The organism is Allobosea sp., assembly GCF_035999205.1.
In the GTDB taxonomy this organism is placed as follows: Bacteria; Pseudomonadota; Alphaproteobacteria; order Rhizobiales; family Beijerinckiaceae; genus Allobosea.
Genome location: NZ_DASYHA010000025.1, coordinates 724,379 through 742,097, shown reverse-complemented (window position 1 = coordinate 742,097; position 17,719 = coordinate 724,379). Strand labels below are relative to the sequence as shown.

The following is a 17,719-nucleotide window of genomic DNA, read 5'->3' as shown; positions in this document are numbered from 1 at the left end:
TTTACCGTGCTCGCCACCGGCACCCTCGAAAACGCGTGCCTTCGATCCAGGCGGCTTGTGCTCTGGCGCACAACTTGCTGGAACAGGAGTGGGCGACGTTGAGGAATCAGGGGCTGGACGATGCGCAAGGGTCGCTCGCCAATCATGGGCGGCTGGCTGAAGGCCGGCTTCCGCATCGCAACGCTTGCCGCTTTGGCTTGGGCCGGAATGGGCGCCCCGCTTCACGCGCAGGGCACGTTGCGCATCGCGATGACCGCGTCCGACATTCCGACGCCAACCGGCCTGCCGAATAACGGCTTCGAGGGGATGCGATTTCTCGGCTACCCGGTGTTCGAGAGCCTCGCCCTGTGGGACCTGACGACGACCGACCGGCTCGCGCCGCTTCGTCCCGGGCTTGCCGAACGCTGGGAGCAGGCGGCTGGCGATCCCCTGACCTGGATCTTCCATCTGCGGCGCGGCGTGAGCTTCCATGACGGCACGCCGTTCGACGCCGACGCGGTGATCTGGAATCTCGAGCGCTACTTCAACAAGGACGCGCCGCAGTTCGAGGCGCCTGCCTCCGCGATCGTCCGGGCCCGCGCGCCGATCATGAACGGCTATCGCAAGATCGACGATGCCACGGTGGCGATCACCACGAGCGTCGCGGCATCCTATTTCCCCTACATGGTGTCGCTCGCGCTGTTCACATCGCCCGCATCCTTCGAGCAGGCGGGCCGTGACTGGGCCAGGGTCGCGACGCTGCCGGCAGCGGGCACGGGGCCGTTCCGGATCTCCAGCGTGGTGCCGCGCGAACGCGTCGAACTGCTGCGCCATGACGGGTACTGGGACGCGGCCGGCAAGGCCAAGCTCGACAAGGTCGTCCTCGTGCCGATGCCGGAAGCGAATGCGCGCCTCGCCGCCCTGCGCACCGGCCAGGTCGACTGGATCGAGGTGCCGCCCGCCGACGGCATTCCCTCGCTCAGGCAGGCCGGCTTCACCATCACAACCGGTTCCTACCCGCATGTCTGGCCCTGGCTTCTCAACATCGGCGCCACCGACAGCCCGCTGAGGGATGCGCGTGTCCGGCAGGCGCTGAACTACTGCGTCGACCGCGACGCGATCGTCACCCTGCTGAACGGCGCGGCCGAGCCGGCGATCGGCTGGCTCAAGTCCAGCGATCCCGACTTCGGCAAGCCGGCGAACCGCTATCGCTTCGACCCCGCGAGGGGCCGGGCGCTGCTCGCGGAGGCGGGCTTCACCGCGCAAAAGCCGCTTGCCTTCAAGGTCATGATCTCGACCTCGGGCTCCGGCCAGATGTCGCCCCTGCCAATGAACGAATTTGTTCAGGCGAGCCTCAAGGAGGCCTGTGGCGTCCAGGTCGATTTCAACGTCACGGAATGGCAGCTCTTGCTGAACAGCATGCGCGCTCTGCCCGACGCCGCCTCGCTCAACGGCTCGCTCGCCCTGAACATCTCCTCGCCTTCGACCGATCCGAGCGTGATGGCGCGCTATTTCGCGGCGGCCAGCGCTCCGCCCAACGGCTTCAACTTTCCGCAGTGGAAGGACGAGGCCTTCGAGGCGGCGCTGGCAAAGCTGGCTGCAGCAAACGATCCGAAGGTCATCGCCGAGCAGACCGCTCTGGCTCATGAGCGGCTGGTGGACAACCCGCCCTGGCTCTACATCGTCCATGACCTCAACCCGCGCGCGATGTCGAGGAAGGTGCGAGGGTTCGTCTCACCGCAATCCTGGTTCATCGACCTGGCGCGCGTCAGCCTGGAATGAACCCGATGAACACGATGGTTGGCGCTGCCACCGATCCCGCTCTGCTGCCGGCCCACATGCTGGCTCGCGAGATCGCTGCGCGGCGCCTGTCTCCCGTCGATGTCGTCGATGCGTTGCTGCGGCGGATCGAGCGTCTGGAGCCGGCGCTGCAATCCTTCGTCGAGGTCTACGCCGCCGATGCGCGGCAGGCCGCCGAGACCGCCGACAAGGCGATCCGTTCGGGCCATGCGCTGGGCCCGCTGCATGGCGTGCCGGTCGCGCTGAAGGATCTCGTCGATCTGGAGGGCCGGATCACGACCGGCGGCTCGATGCACTGGCGCGAGCGTCGCTCGACCGTCACCGCGACGCTGGCACGGCGCCTGCTCGCCCAGGGTATGATCATCCTCGGCAAGACCCACACGGTCGAGTTCGCCGCGGGAGGCTGGGGCTTCAACCAGCACATGGGCATGCCGCGCAATCCCTGGGATGGCGAGCATGTACGTGCGCCCGGCGGCTCCAGCAGCGGCTCCGGCGTCGCTGTGGCCGGTCGGCTCGTGCCCTGGGCTGTCGGCACCGACACCAGCGGCTCGATCCGGCTACCGGCTTCCTTCTGCGGGCTGACCGGGCTCAAGCCAACGATCGGCCGGATCTCGACCTATGGCGTGCTGCCGCTCGCCCCCTCGCTCGACACGCCCGGCCCGATGACGCGCGATGTCGAGGACGCCGCGCTGCTCTACCATGCGATGCAAGGGCCCGACCCGCTCGATCCCACGACGCGCGGCATCGTGCCTGTCGATCCGATGCCGGCCTTGAAGCGCGGCGTCCGGGGCTTGCGTCTGGCCCGGATGCCGGAGAGCGAACGCGAAGGCGTCGATGCCGAAATGCTCGCGGCCTATGATTGTTCGCTCGATGTACTGGCAGCCCTCGGCGCCGAGATCGTCGATGTCGACTTGCCCTTTGCCCTCAACATCTTCCTGCAGCCGCAGGCCATGGTTCAGGCCGAGGGCTATTTCCACCATGGCGCCATCGCCAGCGATCCGACGGCCCAGCTCGACGAGGCCGTCCGCGCCCGCATCATGGCCGGGGCCGGCGTCACGGCACAGGACTATCTCGCCAACAAGGCCGAGCATGTCGGGCGCAAGCGGCGGATGGAGGCGGCTCTCGCCGGCGTCGATGCCTTGCTCACGCCCGGCACGGCGTTTGCCGCGCTCAGGCTCGACGAAATCGACGCCAGCGTGAAGCTCTCGCGCTTCAACGGCTTCGCCAACTATCTGGAGATGTGCGCGCTCTGTCTGCCCAACGGCTTCAACGCCGCGGGCCTGCCGCTGTCCTTCCAGATCTCCTGCCCGGGCTATCAGGAGGCGACCGCGCTGCGCATCGGCTACGCCTTGCAGCAGGCAACCGATCATCACCTGCGGGTTCCACCCGCGGTCCTGTGAGGCCGGCGGTACGAAAGCGGCTCCGGGAAGAAGAAGGGCGTGGCGACCGGAACGGGCAGGAAACGGGTGGGTCGCTCATGGTTGCGGTGAGATAGCTGGCCTCATCAGCCACGCAGGATTCCGAGCATGCCGTCACCCGTTCTCTTCGCCCTGATCGCGACCGGCGTTCTGGCGCAGTTCGCCGACAGGCTGGCGCTCGACACCATCACGCTGGCCGCGACGCAGGCCGGAGCGAGCCCGCGCCTCGTCGGATTGCTAGTTGCCGCGCAATCGGCAGCCTGGCTTCTGGTCTCGCTGCCGGCCGGCGTCTTCGCCGACCGCGTCGCGCCGCGCGGCCTGATCCGCATCGGCGGCTTGCTCATGATCGTCGGCGCACTGGCGGGGGCGGCCCTTCTGGCGACGGGTGAGACTGCCTGGCTGCTCGCGGGCTCGGCCTTCGTCGCGGCGACGGGCCCGGTCGTCATCGCCCTGTCGATCTTCGTGCTGATGCCGCGCGTGGTGGGGATCGCGGCCCTGCCGCGGGCCAACGGCCGGCTCGAACTGGGACGCGCCTGCTTCAGCCTCGCAGCGCCGCTGATCGCAGGCTGGGCCGTTGCGCGCGGGCAGGGCTGGTTCGGCCTGCTGATCTGCGCGTCGGCGGGCCTACTCGTGCTGATGGCTGCGTCGAGGCTTCCGGGCGAGCACCCCGCCCCCCAGCCGCGCCAGCCATTGCATCGTGCCATCGCGGAGGGCGGCCTGTTCGTCGCGCGCCATCCCTATCTCCGGCCGATTGCGCTCTGTGCCATCGCCTGGAACATGGCCTTCTTCGCGTTTACGGCGATGGTCGCGCCCTATGCCGCCCGCATCCTGCTGCTCGCGCCGGAGACGATCGGCCTCGCCTCCTCGGTCTATGGCGCGGGGTTGATTGCGGGCGCGCTCAGCGGCGCCGCCTTGATCGCTCGCCTGCCGACGGGGCTGCTGCTCGTCTTCGGGCCGGCCTCCTCCCTCGTCGGCGCTGGCCTGCTGGCATTGGCGCCGGTCGGGCTGGGCTGGCCCGCGCTGGCGGTCGCCTTCTTCCTGTTCGGCTTCGGGCCGATCCTCTGGTTCATCACCCAGACCAGCCTGCGCCAGGCGGTGACGCCGCAGGCCCTGCTCGGCCGCGTCAGCGCGACGTTGACGACCGCGATGTACGGCATGCGCCCCATCGGCGCGCTCGCCGGTGGCCTTGCGGGCGAATGGTTCGGGCTCGCCACGGCGATCTGGCTGCCGGTCGCGCTCTTCGGCCTCTCGACGCTGGCGATCCTGGCGTCGAGCATGCCGGCGCTGAGAGCAATGCCTGAAGGGGAGCTCAACCCTCAGGCAGCGGAATGAACTCGGTCTCGTCGCCGGGCACGGTGTCGAAACGGCCGGCCTTCCATTCCGCCTTGGCCTGCTCGATGCGCTCCTTCGAGGAGGAGACGAAGTTCCACCAGATGTAGCGCTTGCTGTCCATCGGCTCGCCGCCGACGATCATCAGGCGCGTCTGGCCGACACCGAGGATCGAGATGCGGTCTCCCGGCTTGAAGATCAGCAACTGGCCGGCGCCGAACTCGTCGCCGGCGATGTCGACCTTGCCGGAGACGATGTAGATCGCGCGCTCGTCATAGTCAGGGTCGAGCGGCAGGACGGCGCCCGGCGACAGCACCGCCTCGGCATAGAGCGCATCCCAGGGGAACTTGACCGGCGAGGTCTGCCCATAGGCTGAGCCCATGATCAGGCTGATGCGCTTGCCGCCCTCGACGATCCGCGGCAGTTCCGGTGCTGCATGGTGCTTGAACTCGGGCGCGACCTCCTCATGCGTCTGCGGCAAGGCGAGCCAGGCCTGGATGCCGTAGAGCTTCGGTCCGCTTGCGCGCGCCTCGAGCCCGGTGCGCTCGGAATGGACGATGCCGCGCCCCGCCGTCATCAGATTGACCGCGCCCGGGCGGATCGCGAGTTCGGTGCCGAGCGAGTCGCGATGCATGATCTCGCCGTCGAACAGATAGGTTACGGTGGAGAGCCCGATATGCGGGTGCGGCCGCACGTCCAGCCCTTCGCCGAGATGGAACTCGGCCGGACCCATCTGGTCGAAGAAGATGAAGGGGCCGACCATCTTCCGCCCGATCGAGGGCAGGGCGCGCCTGACCGAGAAGCCGCCGAGATCATGGGCGCGCGGCACGATCACCTGCTCGATCGCAGCGCAGGAGCGGGCGTCGCCGGGAATCGGATCTTCGGAGGGAAATTGCGACATGGCGTGGGCTCCTGTGGCTGCACGAGAGCGTAGACCGATTGAGCCGGTCGGCAAAGGCAAGACCTGCCGGGAGTGGTCAAGCCGCGGCGGCGGCCGGCAGGCGATTGAGCCGCGAACGGTAATGCGCACCTGCCGCATCCAGCGCTTCCGCATCGGCGCGGCGCGCATCGTAGACGAGGAAGGGTTCGGCCCAGGCGAGGGTGCAGCGATGGGCCGTCGCTTCCAGCGGGAGCAGCAATTCACGCAAAGGAAACCGGTTGGCCCCGCCCGGCGCATAGGCCGCCTCGACATTGCCGGCTGTCGCCGCGATGAGCAGAGGCTTGCCAGCAAGCAGCGTCCCCTCGGTCTCGGCGGCCATGTAGAACATCCGCGTCAGGACGGCATCCTGCCAGGCCTTGAGCAGGGGCGGCGTCGAATACCAGTGCACCGGAAACAGCAGCACGATGTGGTCTGCGGCGAGCAGGCGAGCCGATTCAGCTTCTGCATCGATGCATCCGTCGGGATAGAGCGCCTGCATGTCGACGAATTCGACGCCGGGGAGCGTCGCAGCCGCGTCGAGCAGGGCACGATTGGCGCGCGAGCCGGCGAGATGCGGATGGAACAGCAGGATCAGGGTCTTGGTCATGGCATCCTCCTTCGGGGAACGAGGGAGAGGATGTCCGTCGCAATAAAATTCCTCCAATCGATGGTCGGTATACCGTAATATCCAGAGTATGAATTTACGTTCGGTCGATCTCAACCTTCTCGTGGTGCTCGACGCCCTGCTCGATGAGGCCCATGTCTCGCGGGCCGGGGAGCGCGTCGGCCTGTCGCAACCGGCGATGTCGAGCGCGCTGGAGCGCTGCCGCCATCTCTTCAGCGACCGGCTCCTCGAACGGGGGGGCGGCGGCATGGTGCTGACCCCGAAGGCGCAGGCGCTCGCGGGCCCGATCAAGGAGGTCCTTGCCGGCATGGCCGCCCTGCTCGACCGAGCCGAGCCGGATCTTCATGCGATCCGCCAGACTGTGCGCGTCGTCATGGCGGATCTTCCTGCCGTCGCCATCGGCGCGGCGCTGCAACGCCGTCTTGCGCGGACGGCTCCCGGCATCACGGTCGCGGTGATGCCTTGGCATGGTGCTGCGGCGGCTCTGGAGGGGCTCGGGCGCGGCGGCGTCGATCTCGCCGTTTCGGTCTTCCCGAGCGTCGACTCGGACTTTACCCGCCGCGAACTGCTGCAGGAGCGCTATCGCGTTGCCATGCGTCGCGACCATCCGGCGGCTGCCGCCTTCGACCTGGATCGCTGGCTCGCCTATCCGCATGTGCTGGTCTCAGGCCGCGGCGACACACGCGGCCCGCTCGACGAGGCGCTGACACGGATCGGGCGCACGCGCCATGTCGGCATGGTGGTGCCGAGCTTCGTCATGGTGCCGCCGCTGCTGACCGAGTCCGACATGATCGGGCTCTTGCCGAGCCGCTGCCTGCCTGAGCGGGTTAGAGGGGAGATCGTCGCCTTTGAGCCGCCGATCGCTGTCGAGGGCTTTCCGCTGCATTGCGCCTGGCACAAGCGGCGTGCCGGCGATCCGGCGGTGCAGCATGTCGCAAGGCTGATCGAAGAACTGGTTGCCGCTTTGCCAGCCTGACGGCGGAGCCTCAGTTGTCGACGTCGAGCGGAGTGGTGCCGGTCGGCTTGCCGTCGGCGCCGAGCGTGATCCTCTCGATGCGCGCCTCGGCCTGTTTGAGCAACGCATCGCAGCGCGCCTTCAGCGCCTCGCCGCGGGTGTAGATGTCGATCGATTCCTCGAGCGGGACGTCGCCGCGCTCCAGGCGCGCCACGATCGCCTCGAGTTCCTTCAGCGCCTGCTCGAAGGGCAGGGCGGCGACATCGCCATTGGCGTCGGTCACTTTGGCTTCGCTCACAGCATGATTCCCGATTGCCGGATGCTTATCCGCCGGAGAGGCGGCGCCCGCAACCCCGGGAACGGGTCAGCAGGCGTGCTCCTGACAAGGTCACACCGGCAGCGCCGAGCTCTTCTTGATGCTGCGCAGGGTCAGTGTCGACTGCACGCGGGTGACGCCGGGCAACTGCGTGATGATGTCGGTGTGGATGCGCTCGAAATCCGCGCTGTCGCGATAGATCACCCGCATCAGATAGTCATGGGCGCCGGCGAGCAGATGGCATTCCAGGATCTCGGGCAGGTTCAGCACCGCCTGCTCGAATCCTTCCAGCGAGGCGCGGCCCTGCTGGTCGAGCGTGACGAAGACAAACGCGGTTCCCGGAAATCCCGCGATCTTGTCGTCGAGGAGCATCGCATAGCCGCGGATTAGCCCGCTCTCTTCCAACTGCCGGACACGGCGCAGGCAGGCCGAGGGGGACAGGTGCACCTTCTCGGCCAGATCGGAATTCGTGATGCGGCCATCGGCCTGCAGAATACGCAGGATGGCGCGGTCGCGTGAATCGAGTTCGATGGTCATGATGCCGATATCCTCTGCGCGATGCATTGTCGCAAATTCCGCGCAGCGCAAGCAATTTTCTGCATCGAATCCGGAGCACGGCGGCGATATGCACGCCGCGGTCGCCAAAGGTCGCACGAAGTTGCCGGCGTCGAACCCGGCCGCGGCATCGTCAGTCGAGGCGGAGCAAGAACGGCGTTCCCTCGAAGGCATCAGCGCCGCGCCCGATCCTCTCGATCGCCGTGCTCATCCGGCCGCCGCGGCCGAGAATGCCGTCCGCGATCGCGACCAGGCGGGCGTTTGGGGTTGCCGAGGGGGAGGCAGCCCGCAGGTCGGCTGCGACCTCCTCCTCGTCGCGCGAGGGCGCCAGTGCGCAGGACGCGATATAGGCGGCGGCCGTCGAGCGGCTGATTCCGGCCCAGCAATGGATGACCATCGGGGCGGCGCGATCCCATTCCCCCACGAAGGCGAGGAAGCGTTCGACGTGATCCTGCGCCGGCACGACATGGCCCTCCATCTCGGCGTTGATGTCGGACATGCCGAGGAAAAGGTGACGGCTTTCGGCAATGCTGGCGGGCCGCTCGACCACGGTGTTCACGTTGATCAGAGTGACCAGATGGCTCGCGCGCACCCTGGCCACGGTCTCGTGGAGTTTCGACAGGGGGGAGACGTGCAGGGTCGGCATGAGGGGTTTCCTGCTGGGACGCGTCGCAAGCGAATAATGCACGGGAACCATGACGTCATCCTGGCGACTGGAAGGTACTCCGGGATGACGCCGCGCTTTTCCGACCAAACGAAATGGTTCCAATATAAACTATTGCGCCTTAGAAGCGCCGACGGGGCACCCCGCCCATCGCGCGAGCATGTCGATGAATCTCTGGTTCCGCCTGATCTGGCTGCTGCTGACCTCCCCGTTCCGCCCGAAGCTGAAGCCGCTGGCCGACCCGTCGCTGCTGGATTTCCGGGTCTGGCCGCATGATCTCGACACCAGCCTGCACATGAATAACGGCCGCTACTGGTCGTTGATGGATCTTGGGCGCACCGATCTGATGCTGCGCACCGGCTTGTGGCGTGCGGTGCTGCGGCATCGCTGGGTGCCTGTCGTGAACGCAGGCATGATCCGTTTCCGCCGCGAGCTGCGGCCGTTCCGGCCCTTTCGGATCGAGACGGTGATCCTGTGCTGGACCGAGTCCTGGCTGGTGATCCAGCATCGCGTGCTCAGCCGAGCGAGTGACGGCTCGGAAATTGTGGCAGCCCACGCGCTGGTGCGCGCGGCGCTCTATGACCGGGCCGGGCGCGCCTATGTTCCCGTCGCGCGGTTGATGGCCGAGATCGGCACGGCGCAGGCAAGCCCGCTGCCGGGGCCCGAGGTCGAGGCCTTCCTTGCATCCGAGGATGCAATGCGCGAGAGCGCGACTTTGGCATCGGACCGAAAAGTGGAATCCACTTTTCGGATAAATCCGATGAGATAACAGATAGATAGATCATCGTTATCGCGTCCGATAGGACGCGCGATGATCTAGGCGGCCCTGAGCCGCCTTACTCTGCCGCGACCCGCGTCGCGCGCCATTGTGCCAGCAGCGCGCGTAGCGCGCCGGGCTTCAGCGGCTTGTTGAGCAGATGGACGTCGAGCGCGGCGGCGGCCTCGCGTACATGCGGCGTCCTGTCGGCCGTCAGCAGGATCGCGGGCATGGGCGCCCGCGCGCGTTCGCGCACCGTGCTGATCGCCGTCAGGCCGTTGCCATGGTCGAGATGATAGTCCGCGATCACCACATCGGGCTCGCGCCGCTTGAGGAGGATCAGCGCCTCGTCGAGCCCGGCGGCGGTCGTAACCGTGCAGCCCCAGCCCTCGAGCAGCCGCTTCATACCGTCGAGGATTGCCGGCTCGTTGTCGATGACGAGGAGCTTCAGCCCTGCGAGCTGCCCGGCGGGGACCTGCCGCGGCGTCGGGCCGGTCGTCATTTCGGGCAGCGGCGCGGCGCGTGGCACGAGTACTGTGAATCGGCTGCCCCGGCCCGGCACAGAATCCAGCGTCAGCCGGTGGTCCAGCGTGCGCGCAATGCGCTGGACGATCGAGAGGCCGAGGCCGAGGCCGCGCGCCACCCTGGCGCCCTGGTCGAGCCGCTGGAACTCGCGGAACACGGTCTTCTGCTTCGCCTGGGGAATACCGAGTCCGGTATCGAGGACTTCGACCGAGATCTGAGGGCCGCGCCGGCGGAAGCCGATCAGGACCTTTCCGCTCGGCGTGTACTTGATGGCGTTGGAGACGAGGTTCTGCAGCAACCGCCGCAGCAGCCGCCGATCGGAGCGCACGGCAAGGCTGCTCGGTATGAAGACCAGCTTGAGGCCCTTTTCCTGCGCGCTCGGCTCGAATTCGCGCTGGAGCTGGCGCATCAATTCGTCAAGCCGGAAGGACGTCAGCTCGGGCTTCAGCGCGCCGCCGTCGAGGCGCGAGATTTCGAGCAGCGCGGTCAGGATCTCCTCGACCGCATCGAGCGAGGCGTCGATGTTCTCGGCGAGGTCGGGGCTGCCCGCCGCCCGGTCGCGCTCGACCAGCGAGGTCGCATAGAGGCGCGCCGCGTTCAGCGGCTGCAGGATGTCGTGGCTCGCGGCCGCGAGGAAGCGCGTCTTGGAGGCGTTGGCCTCCTCGGCTTCGGCCTTGGCGCGCTGGAGTTCGGTGTTGACGCGCAGGATCTCCTCGGTGCGCTCGACGACGCGGCGCTCCAGGCTCTCATTGGTGCGCTCCAGCTCTTCCTGCGCCTCCACCGCCTCGGTGATGTCGGTATAGGTCGTGACGAAGCCGCCATCGGGCAGCGGATTGGTGCGGATCTCGATGACCTTCTTCGAGGGATAGAGCTTGAGCCGCACCGGCTCCCTATCATGCACGAAGCTCTGCAGCCGGGCGGCCATCAGTTCGTCCTGCTGGCCGACGCCATAGGCGCCGCGCGCCGCATTGTAGCGCACGATCTCGTCGAGCCCGGTGCCGAAGCGGACCATCGCGGGCGGCAGGTCGTAGAGCTCGATGAAGGCCTGGTTCCAGGCGAGCAGCCGAAGGTCGCGGTCGAGCACGGTGATGCCCTGGCCGGCATGGTCGAGGCCGTGCTGCAGGATGTCGCGGTTGTACTGCAGCGCCGCCGAGGCGTCGTCGAGAAGCTTGAAGGCGGCTTCGGTCGTCAGGTTGCGCCGGCGCAGCAGCAGCGACAGCACGAGCCGAGAGGAAGCCGCACCGATCGCCGAGGAGAGCAGATGCTCGCCGAAGCGCAGCAGATGGATGTCGGCGTCGCGCGCGGGGCTGGGCTCTTCGCCGCGGCTGCTGGCAAAGCCCTCGAAGGCGCGCTGCGTCCGCTCCTGGCCGAGATACCGCCCGATCGTGGATTGTAACTCCGCCTCTGTGACGCTGGAGCGCCAGAGCGAGAAGGACTGCGCCATCGTCGCCCTGTCGGACTCGACGAAGGCGTTGGCCTGGAGGCGTTCCATCGCTGTTGCCGGGCGCAGCAGCGAGAAGCCGACATAGGCCAGGAGATTGAGCCCGAGGCTCCAGACCACGCCATGGGGCAGGGCGGGCAGGTCCAGTCCGAACAGCGCCTCCGGCCGCAGCGCGGCCTTGCCAAACGGGCCGAGCGCGACGATGTCGCTCCAGTAGCTGCCCGGATGGGCGAGGCTCGGCATCAGCAGTGTATAGGCCCAGGTCGCGATCCCGATGATCAGCCCGGCCGCGGCGCCCAGCGCCGTGCCGCGGCGCCAGACGAGCCCGCCGAAGAAGGCCGGCGCGATCTGCGCGGTCGCCGCGAAGGAGAGCAGGCCGATCGAGACCAGAGCCGCTTCGCCGGCAGCGCGATAATAGGCATAGCCGAGCAGGATGACGCAGAGGATCGCGACGCGCCGGATGATCACGACCTGCGAGCCGAGGTCCCCGCCCGTCGTGCCGTTGTCGGCATCCTGTGCCGCGAGCTGGGCCTTGCTGCCGGCCGGGTCGCTCAACCCGCGCCGCCCGCGCAGCAGCAGCGGCATGACGAGATGGTTCGAGATCATGATCGCGAGCGCGACCGAGGCGACGATCACCATCGCCGTCGCGGCCGACAGGCCGCCGACGAAGACCAGCAGGGCGAGCAGCCCGGCCTCCTTCTGCAACGGCAGCAGCAGCACGGTCATGTCGCGGTCGACGCCGGCGCCCGGCATCAGCAATTCACCGGCCATGGCGAGCGGCAGCACGAACAGGTTGATCAGGACGAGGTAGACCGGAAACATCCAGGCGGCGCGGCGCACGTCGCGCGCATCGCGGTTCTCGACGATCGTCATGTGGAACTGCCGCGCCAGAAGCAATGCGGCGCAGGTCGAAAGCAGCGTCAGCGTCAGGAAGGTCGGCCAGTTCGAGGTGCGTTCCCAGACCGGCGCCACGCCATCGGGAAGATGTGAGGCCTGCGCGAAGAGGTCGCCGGCACCATCGTAAAGCCCGTAGACGACGAAGACGCCGAGCACGAGGAAGGCGACGAGCTTGACCAGCGACTCGGCCGCGATGGCGAGCACGAGCCCGTCCTGGTGTTCGGTCGCGTCGATATGGCGGGTGCCGAAGGCACAGGCGAAGCCCGCCAGCACCATCGCCACCAGGAAGGCGAGGTCGGTGAGGACGGGGACGTCTGCGGTGATCGGGCTCCCGCCGGTGGCCGTGAGCAGCACCGACAGCGAATTCGCGACCGCCTTGAGCTGCAGCGCGATGTAGGGCAGGGCGCCGATCACGGCGACGAGGCAGACCAGCGCCGCGACCCGCTCGCTCTTGCCGTAGCGGGCGCCGACGAAATCCGCGATCGAGGTGATGTTCTGCGACTTCGCGATGCCGACGATGCGGCCGACGAAGCGGTGGCCGAAGCCGATCACCAGGATCGGGCCGACATAGATGCCCAGGAAGTCGAGCCCCGCGCGGCTGGCGAAGCCGACCGAGCCATAGAAGGTCCAGGAGGTGCAATAGACGGCGAGCGCCAGCGCATAGATCGTCGCCCGCGCCTTGCCGTTGACCAGTCGGCGGCCGGACGTGTCGGCCGCATGGGCGATCGCGAACAGCGCGCACAGATAGGCCAGCGCCACCAAGATGACGGACCATGCGGGGATCATGCTGCCTCCATCACCAGGCGCTGCGATGGCCGGACATTAGAGGACGTTACCAATGGGAGGGAACTGGTTTCCACGCACGACATTCTTCTTTAGCCTCGGATCCGCGACGCGATGTGGCCGGACGGGCTCAGGGCGCCAGACCGAGGAAGGGGCTAAAGCATGCTTGAGGAATTCAAGAAGTTCGCGCTGAAGGGCAATGTCGTCGATCTCGCGATCGGCGTGATCATCGGTGCGGCGTTCAGCAAGATCGTCGATTCGCTCGTCTCCGACGTCATCATGCCGTTCTTCGGCGCGCTCGGCGGCCTCGATTTCTCGAACTACTACATCGGCCTGAACAAGGCCGTGACTGCCCCCGTCCTCGAAGAGGCGAAGAAGCAGGGCGCCGTGCTGGCCTATGGCTCCTTCTTCACGGCCGCGCTCAACTTCCTGATCATCGCCTTCGTCCTGTTCCTGGTGGTCAAGGGCATCAACACGCTGCGCTACAAGGAACAGGCCAAGCCGGCGGAGCCGCCCCCGCCGGCCGCCGACGTCGTCCTCCTCACCGAGATCCGCGACCTGCTCAAGCAGAAGTCGGTCTGACGAGGCTCCGATCGGTCGCACCGATTCATCACCGCGACCGATCGACCCGATCTCGTGATTTCATGCCTGTCGGCGCAGGCATCGGCTAAAGGTGGCTGATCGAAGTCGCGAGGTCGAAACGCATGTCCACCGTCACGCTTGCGGGCTCCAGCCTGATTTCCGGGCTGCGCCCCGAGGCTCGCAATGCCCCCGAGAGCGGCATCGTCGAGGTCGTCAACCACGGCCGGCTGAAACACGGGCTGATCCCGCTCTGGGTCGGCGAGGGCGATCTTCCGACGCCCGATTTCATCGTGCGCGCCGCCAACAAGTCCCTGGCCGACGGCGAGACCTTCTACACCTGGCAGCGAGGCATCCCCGATCTGCGCGAGGCGCTGGCGCGCTACCACACCGCCCTCTACGGCCAGCCCTTCGCGATGGACCGGTTCTTCGTCACCGGCTCCGGCATGCAGTCGGTCCAGATCGTCGTGCGCATGATCACCGGCCCGGGCGACGAGGTGGTGATCCCGACCCCGGCCTGGCCGAACGTCGCCGCCGCGATCGGCGTCGCAGGTGCGGTGCCGGTCAATGTCCCGATGGACTACGTCCATGGCCGCTTCACGCTCGATCTCGACCGGCTGGCTGCCGCGATCACGCCGAGGACGCGCGCGATCGCGATCAACTCGCCGGCCAATCCGACCGGCTGGACCGCGACGAAGGATGAACTCGCGGCGATCCTGGCATTGGCGCGCAAGCACGGCATCTGGATCATCGCTGACGAGATCTATGCCCGCTTCGTCTATGACGGTTCGGCTCGCGCAGCCTCCTTCCATGACGTGATGGAGCCGGAGGACCGTATCCTCTTCGTCCAGACCTTCTCGAAGAACTGGGCCATGACCGGCTGGCGCATCGGCTGGATCGAGGCGCCACCCGCCTTCGGCCAGATCATCGAGAACCTGATCCAGTATTCGACCTCGGGCTCGCCGGTCTTCGTCCAGCGTGCCGCCATCGCCGCGCTCGACGAGGGCGAGCCTTTTGTCGCCGAGCAGATCGCCTGCGCAACCGAGGGACGGAAGATCATCGCTGAGGGCCTGAAGGCGACCAACCGCGTGACGCTGGCCCCGCCGGACGGCGCGTTCTACCAGTTCTTCTCGGTCGACGGCTGGTCGGATTCCCGCGCGCTCGCCATCGACCTCGTCGACAAGGCGAATGTCGGCCTCGCACCCGGAACGGCCTTCGGGCCCGGCGGCGAGACGGGATTGCGGCTGTGCTTTGCCCGCAAGTCCTCGGATCTGGTCGAGGTCGTCAAACGGCTGCAGGGTGCGCTCGCCGCGGGTTGAGCAGTCCCGCTTTCGCCCGGCGCAGGGCTGCTTTGCGCGAGGCCGGGATATTCCAAATTGACCGGGCAGCGCCGCGCGGCCATGACAGCGCATGGCCGCGCCCGGCAGTCCCTTCCGGCGTGCGAGCGCCTTCCGGGACGCTATGGCACTCTTCGGTTATCCCACGTCACGTCTTGCGGTCTGGCGCCGCGAAGCGCTGGTGATCGGCCTCGCCGGGCTGGGCGGCGCGTTGTTCTCCCTTTTCGACGTGCCGGCCGCTTGGCTCTCGGGCTCGATGCTGCTGATCTCGGTGATCGGGATGGCGCGGCCGCTGCCGGTGCTACGCAAGCCCTGGTTCGACTCGACCATGCTGCTCTCCGGCGTGCTGATCGGCTCGGCCGCGACCCCCGAGGCGCTCGCCGCTGCGGCGCGCTATCCGAGCTCTCTCGCCGTGCTTTTCGTCGGCCTCATCACGATCATGTTCGCGACCGGGGCCTATCTTCACTACGTCGCACGCTGGTCCTGGATTGACTCGCTGCTGGCGGCAGCGCCCGGCGCTCTCTCCGCCGTGATCTCCGTCGCGCAGGAAAAGGGGGCGAATATCGGCCGCATCTCGGTAGTGCAGCTGTTCCGCATTCTCGTGCTGGTGGCGGTGCTGCCGACCATCATGCAGATGACCGGGGCCGGCGTTCCGACCCAACCTCCGGCGGTGGTGATCTCCTCGGCCGGCGACATGCTGGTTGTGATCGCGGCCGGCCTGGCCACGGGGTTGGTCTTCGAGCGATGGGGCGTCACAGCGCCGATGATCCTTGGCGCGACGCTGGCGAGCGCCGTGCTGCACGGCACCGGCGTGGTCCACGGAACCCTGCCGCAGGCGATCCAGATCGCGATTTTGATCATGCTCGGAGCGGCGATGGGAGGGCGGGTCTCGCACGTCAAGCGCAGCGAGATATTGGCCCTGTTTCCGCTCGCGATCGGTGGCTTCTTCGTGTCGGTCGCGGTGGCCTTCGCCTTCGCCTGGCCTGCCGCCTGGCTCGCGGGCGTGCCCTATGCGACGGCGATGGCGGCCTTTGCTCCGGGAGGTCTCGAGGCGATGGCGATGCTCGCCTTCGCCATGGGGCTCGACCCGCTCTATGTAGGCGCACATCATCTCGCACGCTTCATGGCGCTGGGCCTTGCGATGCCCTTCATCGTCGCCCGGCTGAAGCCGGAGCCGCCGAAGCCCTGAGGCTCCGGCGGCTGGTCGAGTTATCAGTCCATCCCGATCGTGGTCAGGTCCTGGAACCAGTGCTGGGCCAGCACGAACTTGGTCACCTTCGGCGACAGCGCATGCGGGTTGGTGTCGTGGACGACCCAGCCGAGCACGGCATCGTCGACGATCAGGCTGTGGGCCTTGGCCAGGAGCTCGTCCTGCTTGGCGACGTCGAAGCTCTTCGCTGCCTCGTCGAGCAAGGCGTCGACCGCTGGGCTCGACCAAGTGCCCCAGTTCACGCCGACCGGCGCGACCTGGTTGGAGTGGAAGAAGCGGATGATCGCGTAGAGCGGGTCCGAGGTGACATAGGCGATGTTGTTCGAGGTGACATCGGCGTTCATCTCGTCCTTCGCGCCCTTGCGCCAGCGGGTGTAGAGGACTTCCAGCTCGACGACCTTGAACTCGACCTCGATGCCGACATCCTTGAGGTTCTGCTGGATGAACTCGTTCATCGGCAGCGACTGCATCTGGCCCGAGCCGCCTTGGGCGATGACGAAGGTGGTCTTGAGCGGCTTCTGCTTGGAATAGCCGGCCTCGGCCAGCAGCTTCTTGGCCGCTTCGGGATCGTACTTGATCTGGAAGGACGGCTTGCCGAACCAGGGGCTGGTCGGGTCGACCTGGCCGATGGCAGGACGTGCGAGGCCGTTCAGCAGGGCAACGATGCCGTCGCGGTCGATGGCGAGGTTGAGCGCCTTGCGCAGGCGGACATCCGCCCAGGGCGAGCCCGGCGCGACGGAGAGGTGATAGTTCCAGACATGCGGGGTGACGTTCTCGACGATCCGCATCTTCGCGGCCTTGAGCTGCGGCACGGTGTCGGGCGCCGGGGTCTCGATCATGTCGACCTGGCCGGTGATCAGCGCGTTGGTGCGCGCCAGAACCTCGGGCATGGGCAGCAGGATCAGGCGGTCGACCTTGGCGAGCCGCTTCTTGTCCCAATACTCGGCGTTCTTGACGAGCTCGGCGCGCTCGCGCGGCACGAACTTGTCAAGCTTGAAGGGGCCGGTGCCCGACGGGGTCATCGCGAACTTGTCCCAGTCCTTGCCGACCTTCTCGTATTGGGCGGGCGACGAGACCAGGAACCAGAGCATCTGGTAGGGGAAGAAGGAATCGACCGCCTTGGTGGTGATCTCGACCGTCTTGGGATCGACCACGCGGTAGCTGGCGACCGAGGGCAGGCGCGGCTTGACCTGCGCGGCCTGGCGGCGGTCGTAATGCGGCGCCTTTTCGTCCAGAACCTTGTCGAGGTTCCAGACCACCGCTGCGGCGTCGAGCGCCGAGCCGTCATGGAACTTCACGCCGTCGCGGAGCGTGAACAGCCACTTCTTCTGGTCAGCCGGATCGACCTTCCATTCGCTGGCGAGGCCGGGAACGAGCTTCCCCGGCCGGTCCGCGACATCCATCTCCCAGGCGACGAGCGGATCATAGAGCGTGTAGCCGGTGAATTTGTAGGCACCGGCGCCACGATCAGGCTGGCCGGAGGTCAGCGGGATATCGGCCATCGAGATGCCGTAGCGCACCACCGATTCCGCCTGCGCCGCCGTGGCGAGGGAAAGGGCGAGTGCGGCCGAAATAGCCAGGCGTTTGAACATGCATGCAGCTCCGAGGGAAGAGATGCATGCAATTCAGC

15 protein-coding genes are annotated in these 17,719 nt (G+C 67.3%); 8 read left to right on the top strand and 7 right to left on the bottom strand.

The annotated features are described in order from the left end of the window. Nucleotides 1–120 precede the first annotated feature (120 nt). The 3 genes from VGN82_RS18890 (at nucleotide 121) to VGN82_RS18880 (ending at nucleotide 4,529) form a co-directional block, all read left to right on the top strand. Entirely contained in the window at nucleotides 121–1,761 is a 1,641-nt protein-coding gene (locus VGN82_RS18890; protein ID WP_327528580.1) for an ABC transporter substrate-binding protein, read from the top strand. Nucleotides 1,762–1,766: 5 nt separating this feature from the next. After that, the gene (locus VGN82_RS18885; RefSeq protein ID WP_327528579.1) at nucleotides 1,767–3,179 is read left to right on the top strand and encodes an amidase; all 1,413 of its coding nucleotides are present in this window, start codon (nucleotides 1,767–1,769) and stop codon (nucleotides 3,177–3,179) included. Nucleotides 3,180–3,305: 126 nt separating this feature from the next. Then, nucleotides 3,306–4,529 carry an MFS transporter gene (locus tag VGN82_RS18880; protein WP_327528578.1) on the top strand — a complete coding sequence of 408 codons (1,224 nt, stop codon included), beginning with the start codon at nucleotides 3,306–3,308 and terminating at the stop codon, nucleotides 4,527–4,529. Here the strand turns inward: VGN82_RS18880 and VGN82_RS18875 are convergent. Together VGN82_RS18875 and VGN82_RS18870 are read right to left on the bottom strand one after the other, a co-directional pair. Beyond that, nucleotides 4,507–5,427 (bottom strand): pirin family protein, encoded by a 921-nt coding sequence (locus tag VGN82_RS18875; RefSeq protein ID WP_327528577.1) that lies wholly within the window; start codon nucleotides 5,425–5,427, stop codon nucleotides 4,507–4,509. The two genes, VGN82_RS18880 and VGN82_RS18875, sit on opposite strands and share 23 nt — an antisense overlap. A gap of 76 nt (nucleotides 5,428–5,503) precedes the next feature. Beyond that, nucleotides 5,504–6,052, bottom strand: coding sequence for an NAD(P)H-dependent oxidoreductase (locus VGN82_RS18870; protein ID WP_327528576.1), 549 nt, complete (start codon nucleotides 6,050–6,052; stop codon nucleotides 5,504–5,506). Between the two features lie 88 nt (nucleotides 6,053–6,140). On the opposite strand from VGN82_RS18870, the gene VGN82_RS18865 reads away from it, so the two are divergent. Further along, nucleotides 6,141–7,046 carry a LysR family transcriptional regulator gene (locus VGN82_RS18865; protein ID WP_327528575.1) on the top strand — a complete coding sequence of 302 codons (906 nt, stop codon included), beginning with the start codon at nucleotides 6,141–6,143 and terminating at the stop codon, nucleotides 7,044–7,046. Nucleotides 7,047–7,056: 10 nt separating this feature from the next. On the opposite strand, the gene VGN82_RS18860 is transcribed toward VGN82_RS18865, so the two are convergent. From VGN82_RS18860 to VGN82_RS18850, 3 genes are all read right to left on the bottom strand, one after another. Then, nucleotides 7,057–7,308 (bottom strand): exodeoxyribonuclease VII small subunit, encoded by a 252-nt coding sequence (locus VGN82_RS18860; protein WP_327529180.1) that lies wholly within the window; start codon nucleotides 7,306–7,308, stop codon nucleotides 7,057–7,059. Between the two features lie 105 nt (nucleotides 7,309–7,413). Beyond that, a complete protein-coding gene (locus VGN82_RS18855; protein ID WP_327528574.1) occupies nucleotides 7,414–7,878 on the bottom strand; it encodes an Lrp/AsnC family transcriptional regulator in 465 nt (154 codons plus the stop codon). 151 nt (nucleotides 7,879–8,029) lie between these two features. Beyond that, entirely contained in the window at nucleotides 8,030–8,542 is a 513-nt protein-coding gene (locus VGN82_RS18850; RefSeq protein ID WP_327528573.1) for a tyrosine phosphatase family protein, read from the bottom strand. Between the two features lie 184 nt (nucleotides 8,543–8,726). Between VGN82_RS18850 and VGN82_RS18845 the strand changes: the two genes are divergently transcribed. Further along, nucleotides 8,727–9,329, top strand: a complete 603-nt coding sequence (locus tag VGN82_RS18845) for a thioesterase family protein (RefSeq protein ID WP_327528572.1) — start codon at nucleotides 8,727–8,729, stop codon at nucleotides 9,327–9,329. Between the two features lie 67 nt (nucleotides 9,330–9,396). Here VGN82_RS18845 and VGN82_RS18840 read toward each other — a convergent pair whose 3' ends face one another. Next, nucleotides 9,397–12,966 (bottom strand): hybrid sensor histidine kinase/response regulator, encoded by a 3,570-nt coding sequence (locus tag VGN82_RS18840; RefSeq protein WP_327528571.1) that lies wholly within the window; start codon nucleotides 12,964–12,966, stop codon nucleotides 9,397–9,399. Between the two features lie 159 nt (nucleotides 12,967–13,125). On the opposite strand from VGN82_RS18840, the gene mscL reads away from it, so the two are divergent. From mscL to VGN82_RS18825, 3 genes are all read left to right on the top strand, one after another. Next, nucleotides 13,126–13,545 carry a large conductance mechanosensitive channel protein MscL gene (gene mscL, locus VGN82_RS18835; protein WP_327528570.1) on the top strand — a complete coding sequence of 140 codons (420 nt, stop codon included), beginning with the start codon at nucleotides 13,126–13,128 and terminating at the stop codon, nucleotides 13,543–13,545. A 122-nt stretch (nucleotides 13,546–13,667) separates the two neighbouring features. Continuing rightward, a complete protein-coding gene (locus VGN82_RS18830) occupies nucleotides 13,668–14,861 on the top strand; it encodes a pyridoxal phosphate-dependent aminotransferase (protein ID WP_327528569.1) in 1,194 nt (397 codons plus the stop codon). Between the two features lie 91 nt (nucleotides 14,862–14,952). Then, nucleotides 14,953–16,068: an AbrB family transcriptional regulator gene (locus VGN82_RS18825; protein WP_327528568.1), complete on the top strand. Its 1,116-nt coding sequence runs from the start codon at nucleotides 14,953–14,955 to the stop codon at nucleotides 16,066–16,068. Nucleotides 16,069–16,091: 23 nt separating this feature from the next. Here VGN82_RS18825 and VGN82_RS18820 read toward each other — a convergent pair whose 3' ends face one another. Beyond that, the gene (locus tag VGN82_RS18820; RefSeq protein ID WP_327528567.1) at nucleotides 16,092–17,681 is read right to left on the bottom strand and encodes an ABC transporter substrate-binding protein; all 1,590 of its coding nucleotides are present in this window, start codon (nucleotides 17,679–17,681) and stop codon (nucleotides 16,092–16,094) included. Nucleotides 17,682–17,719 lie beyond the last annotated feature (38 nt).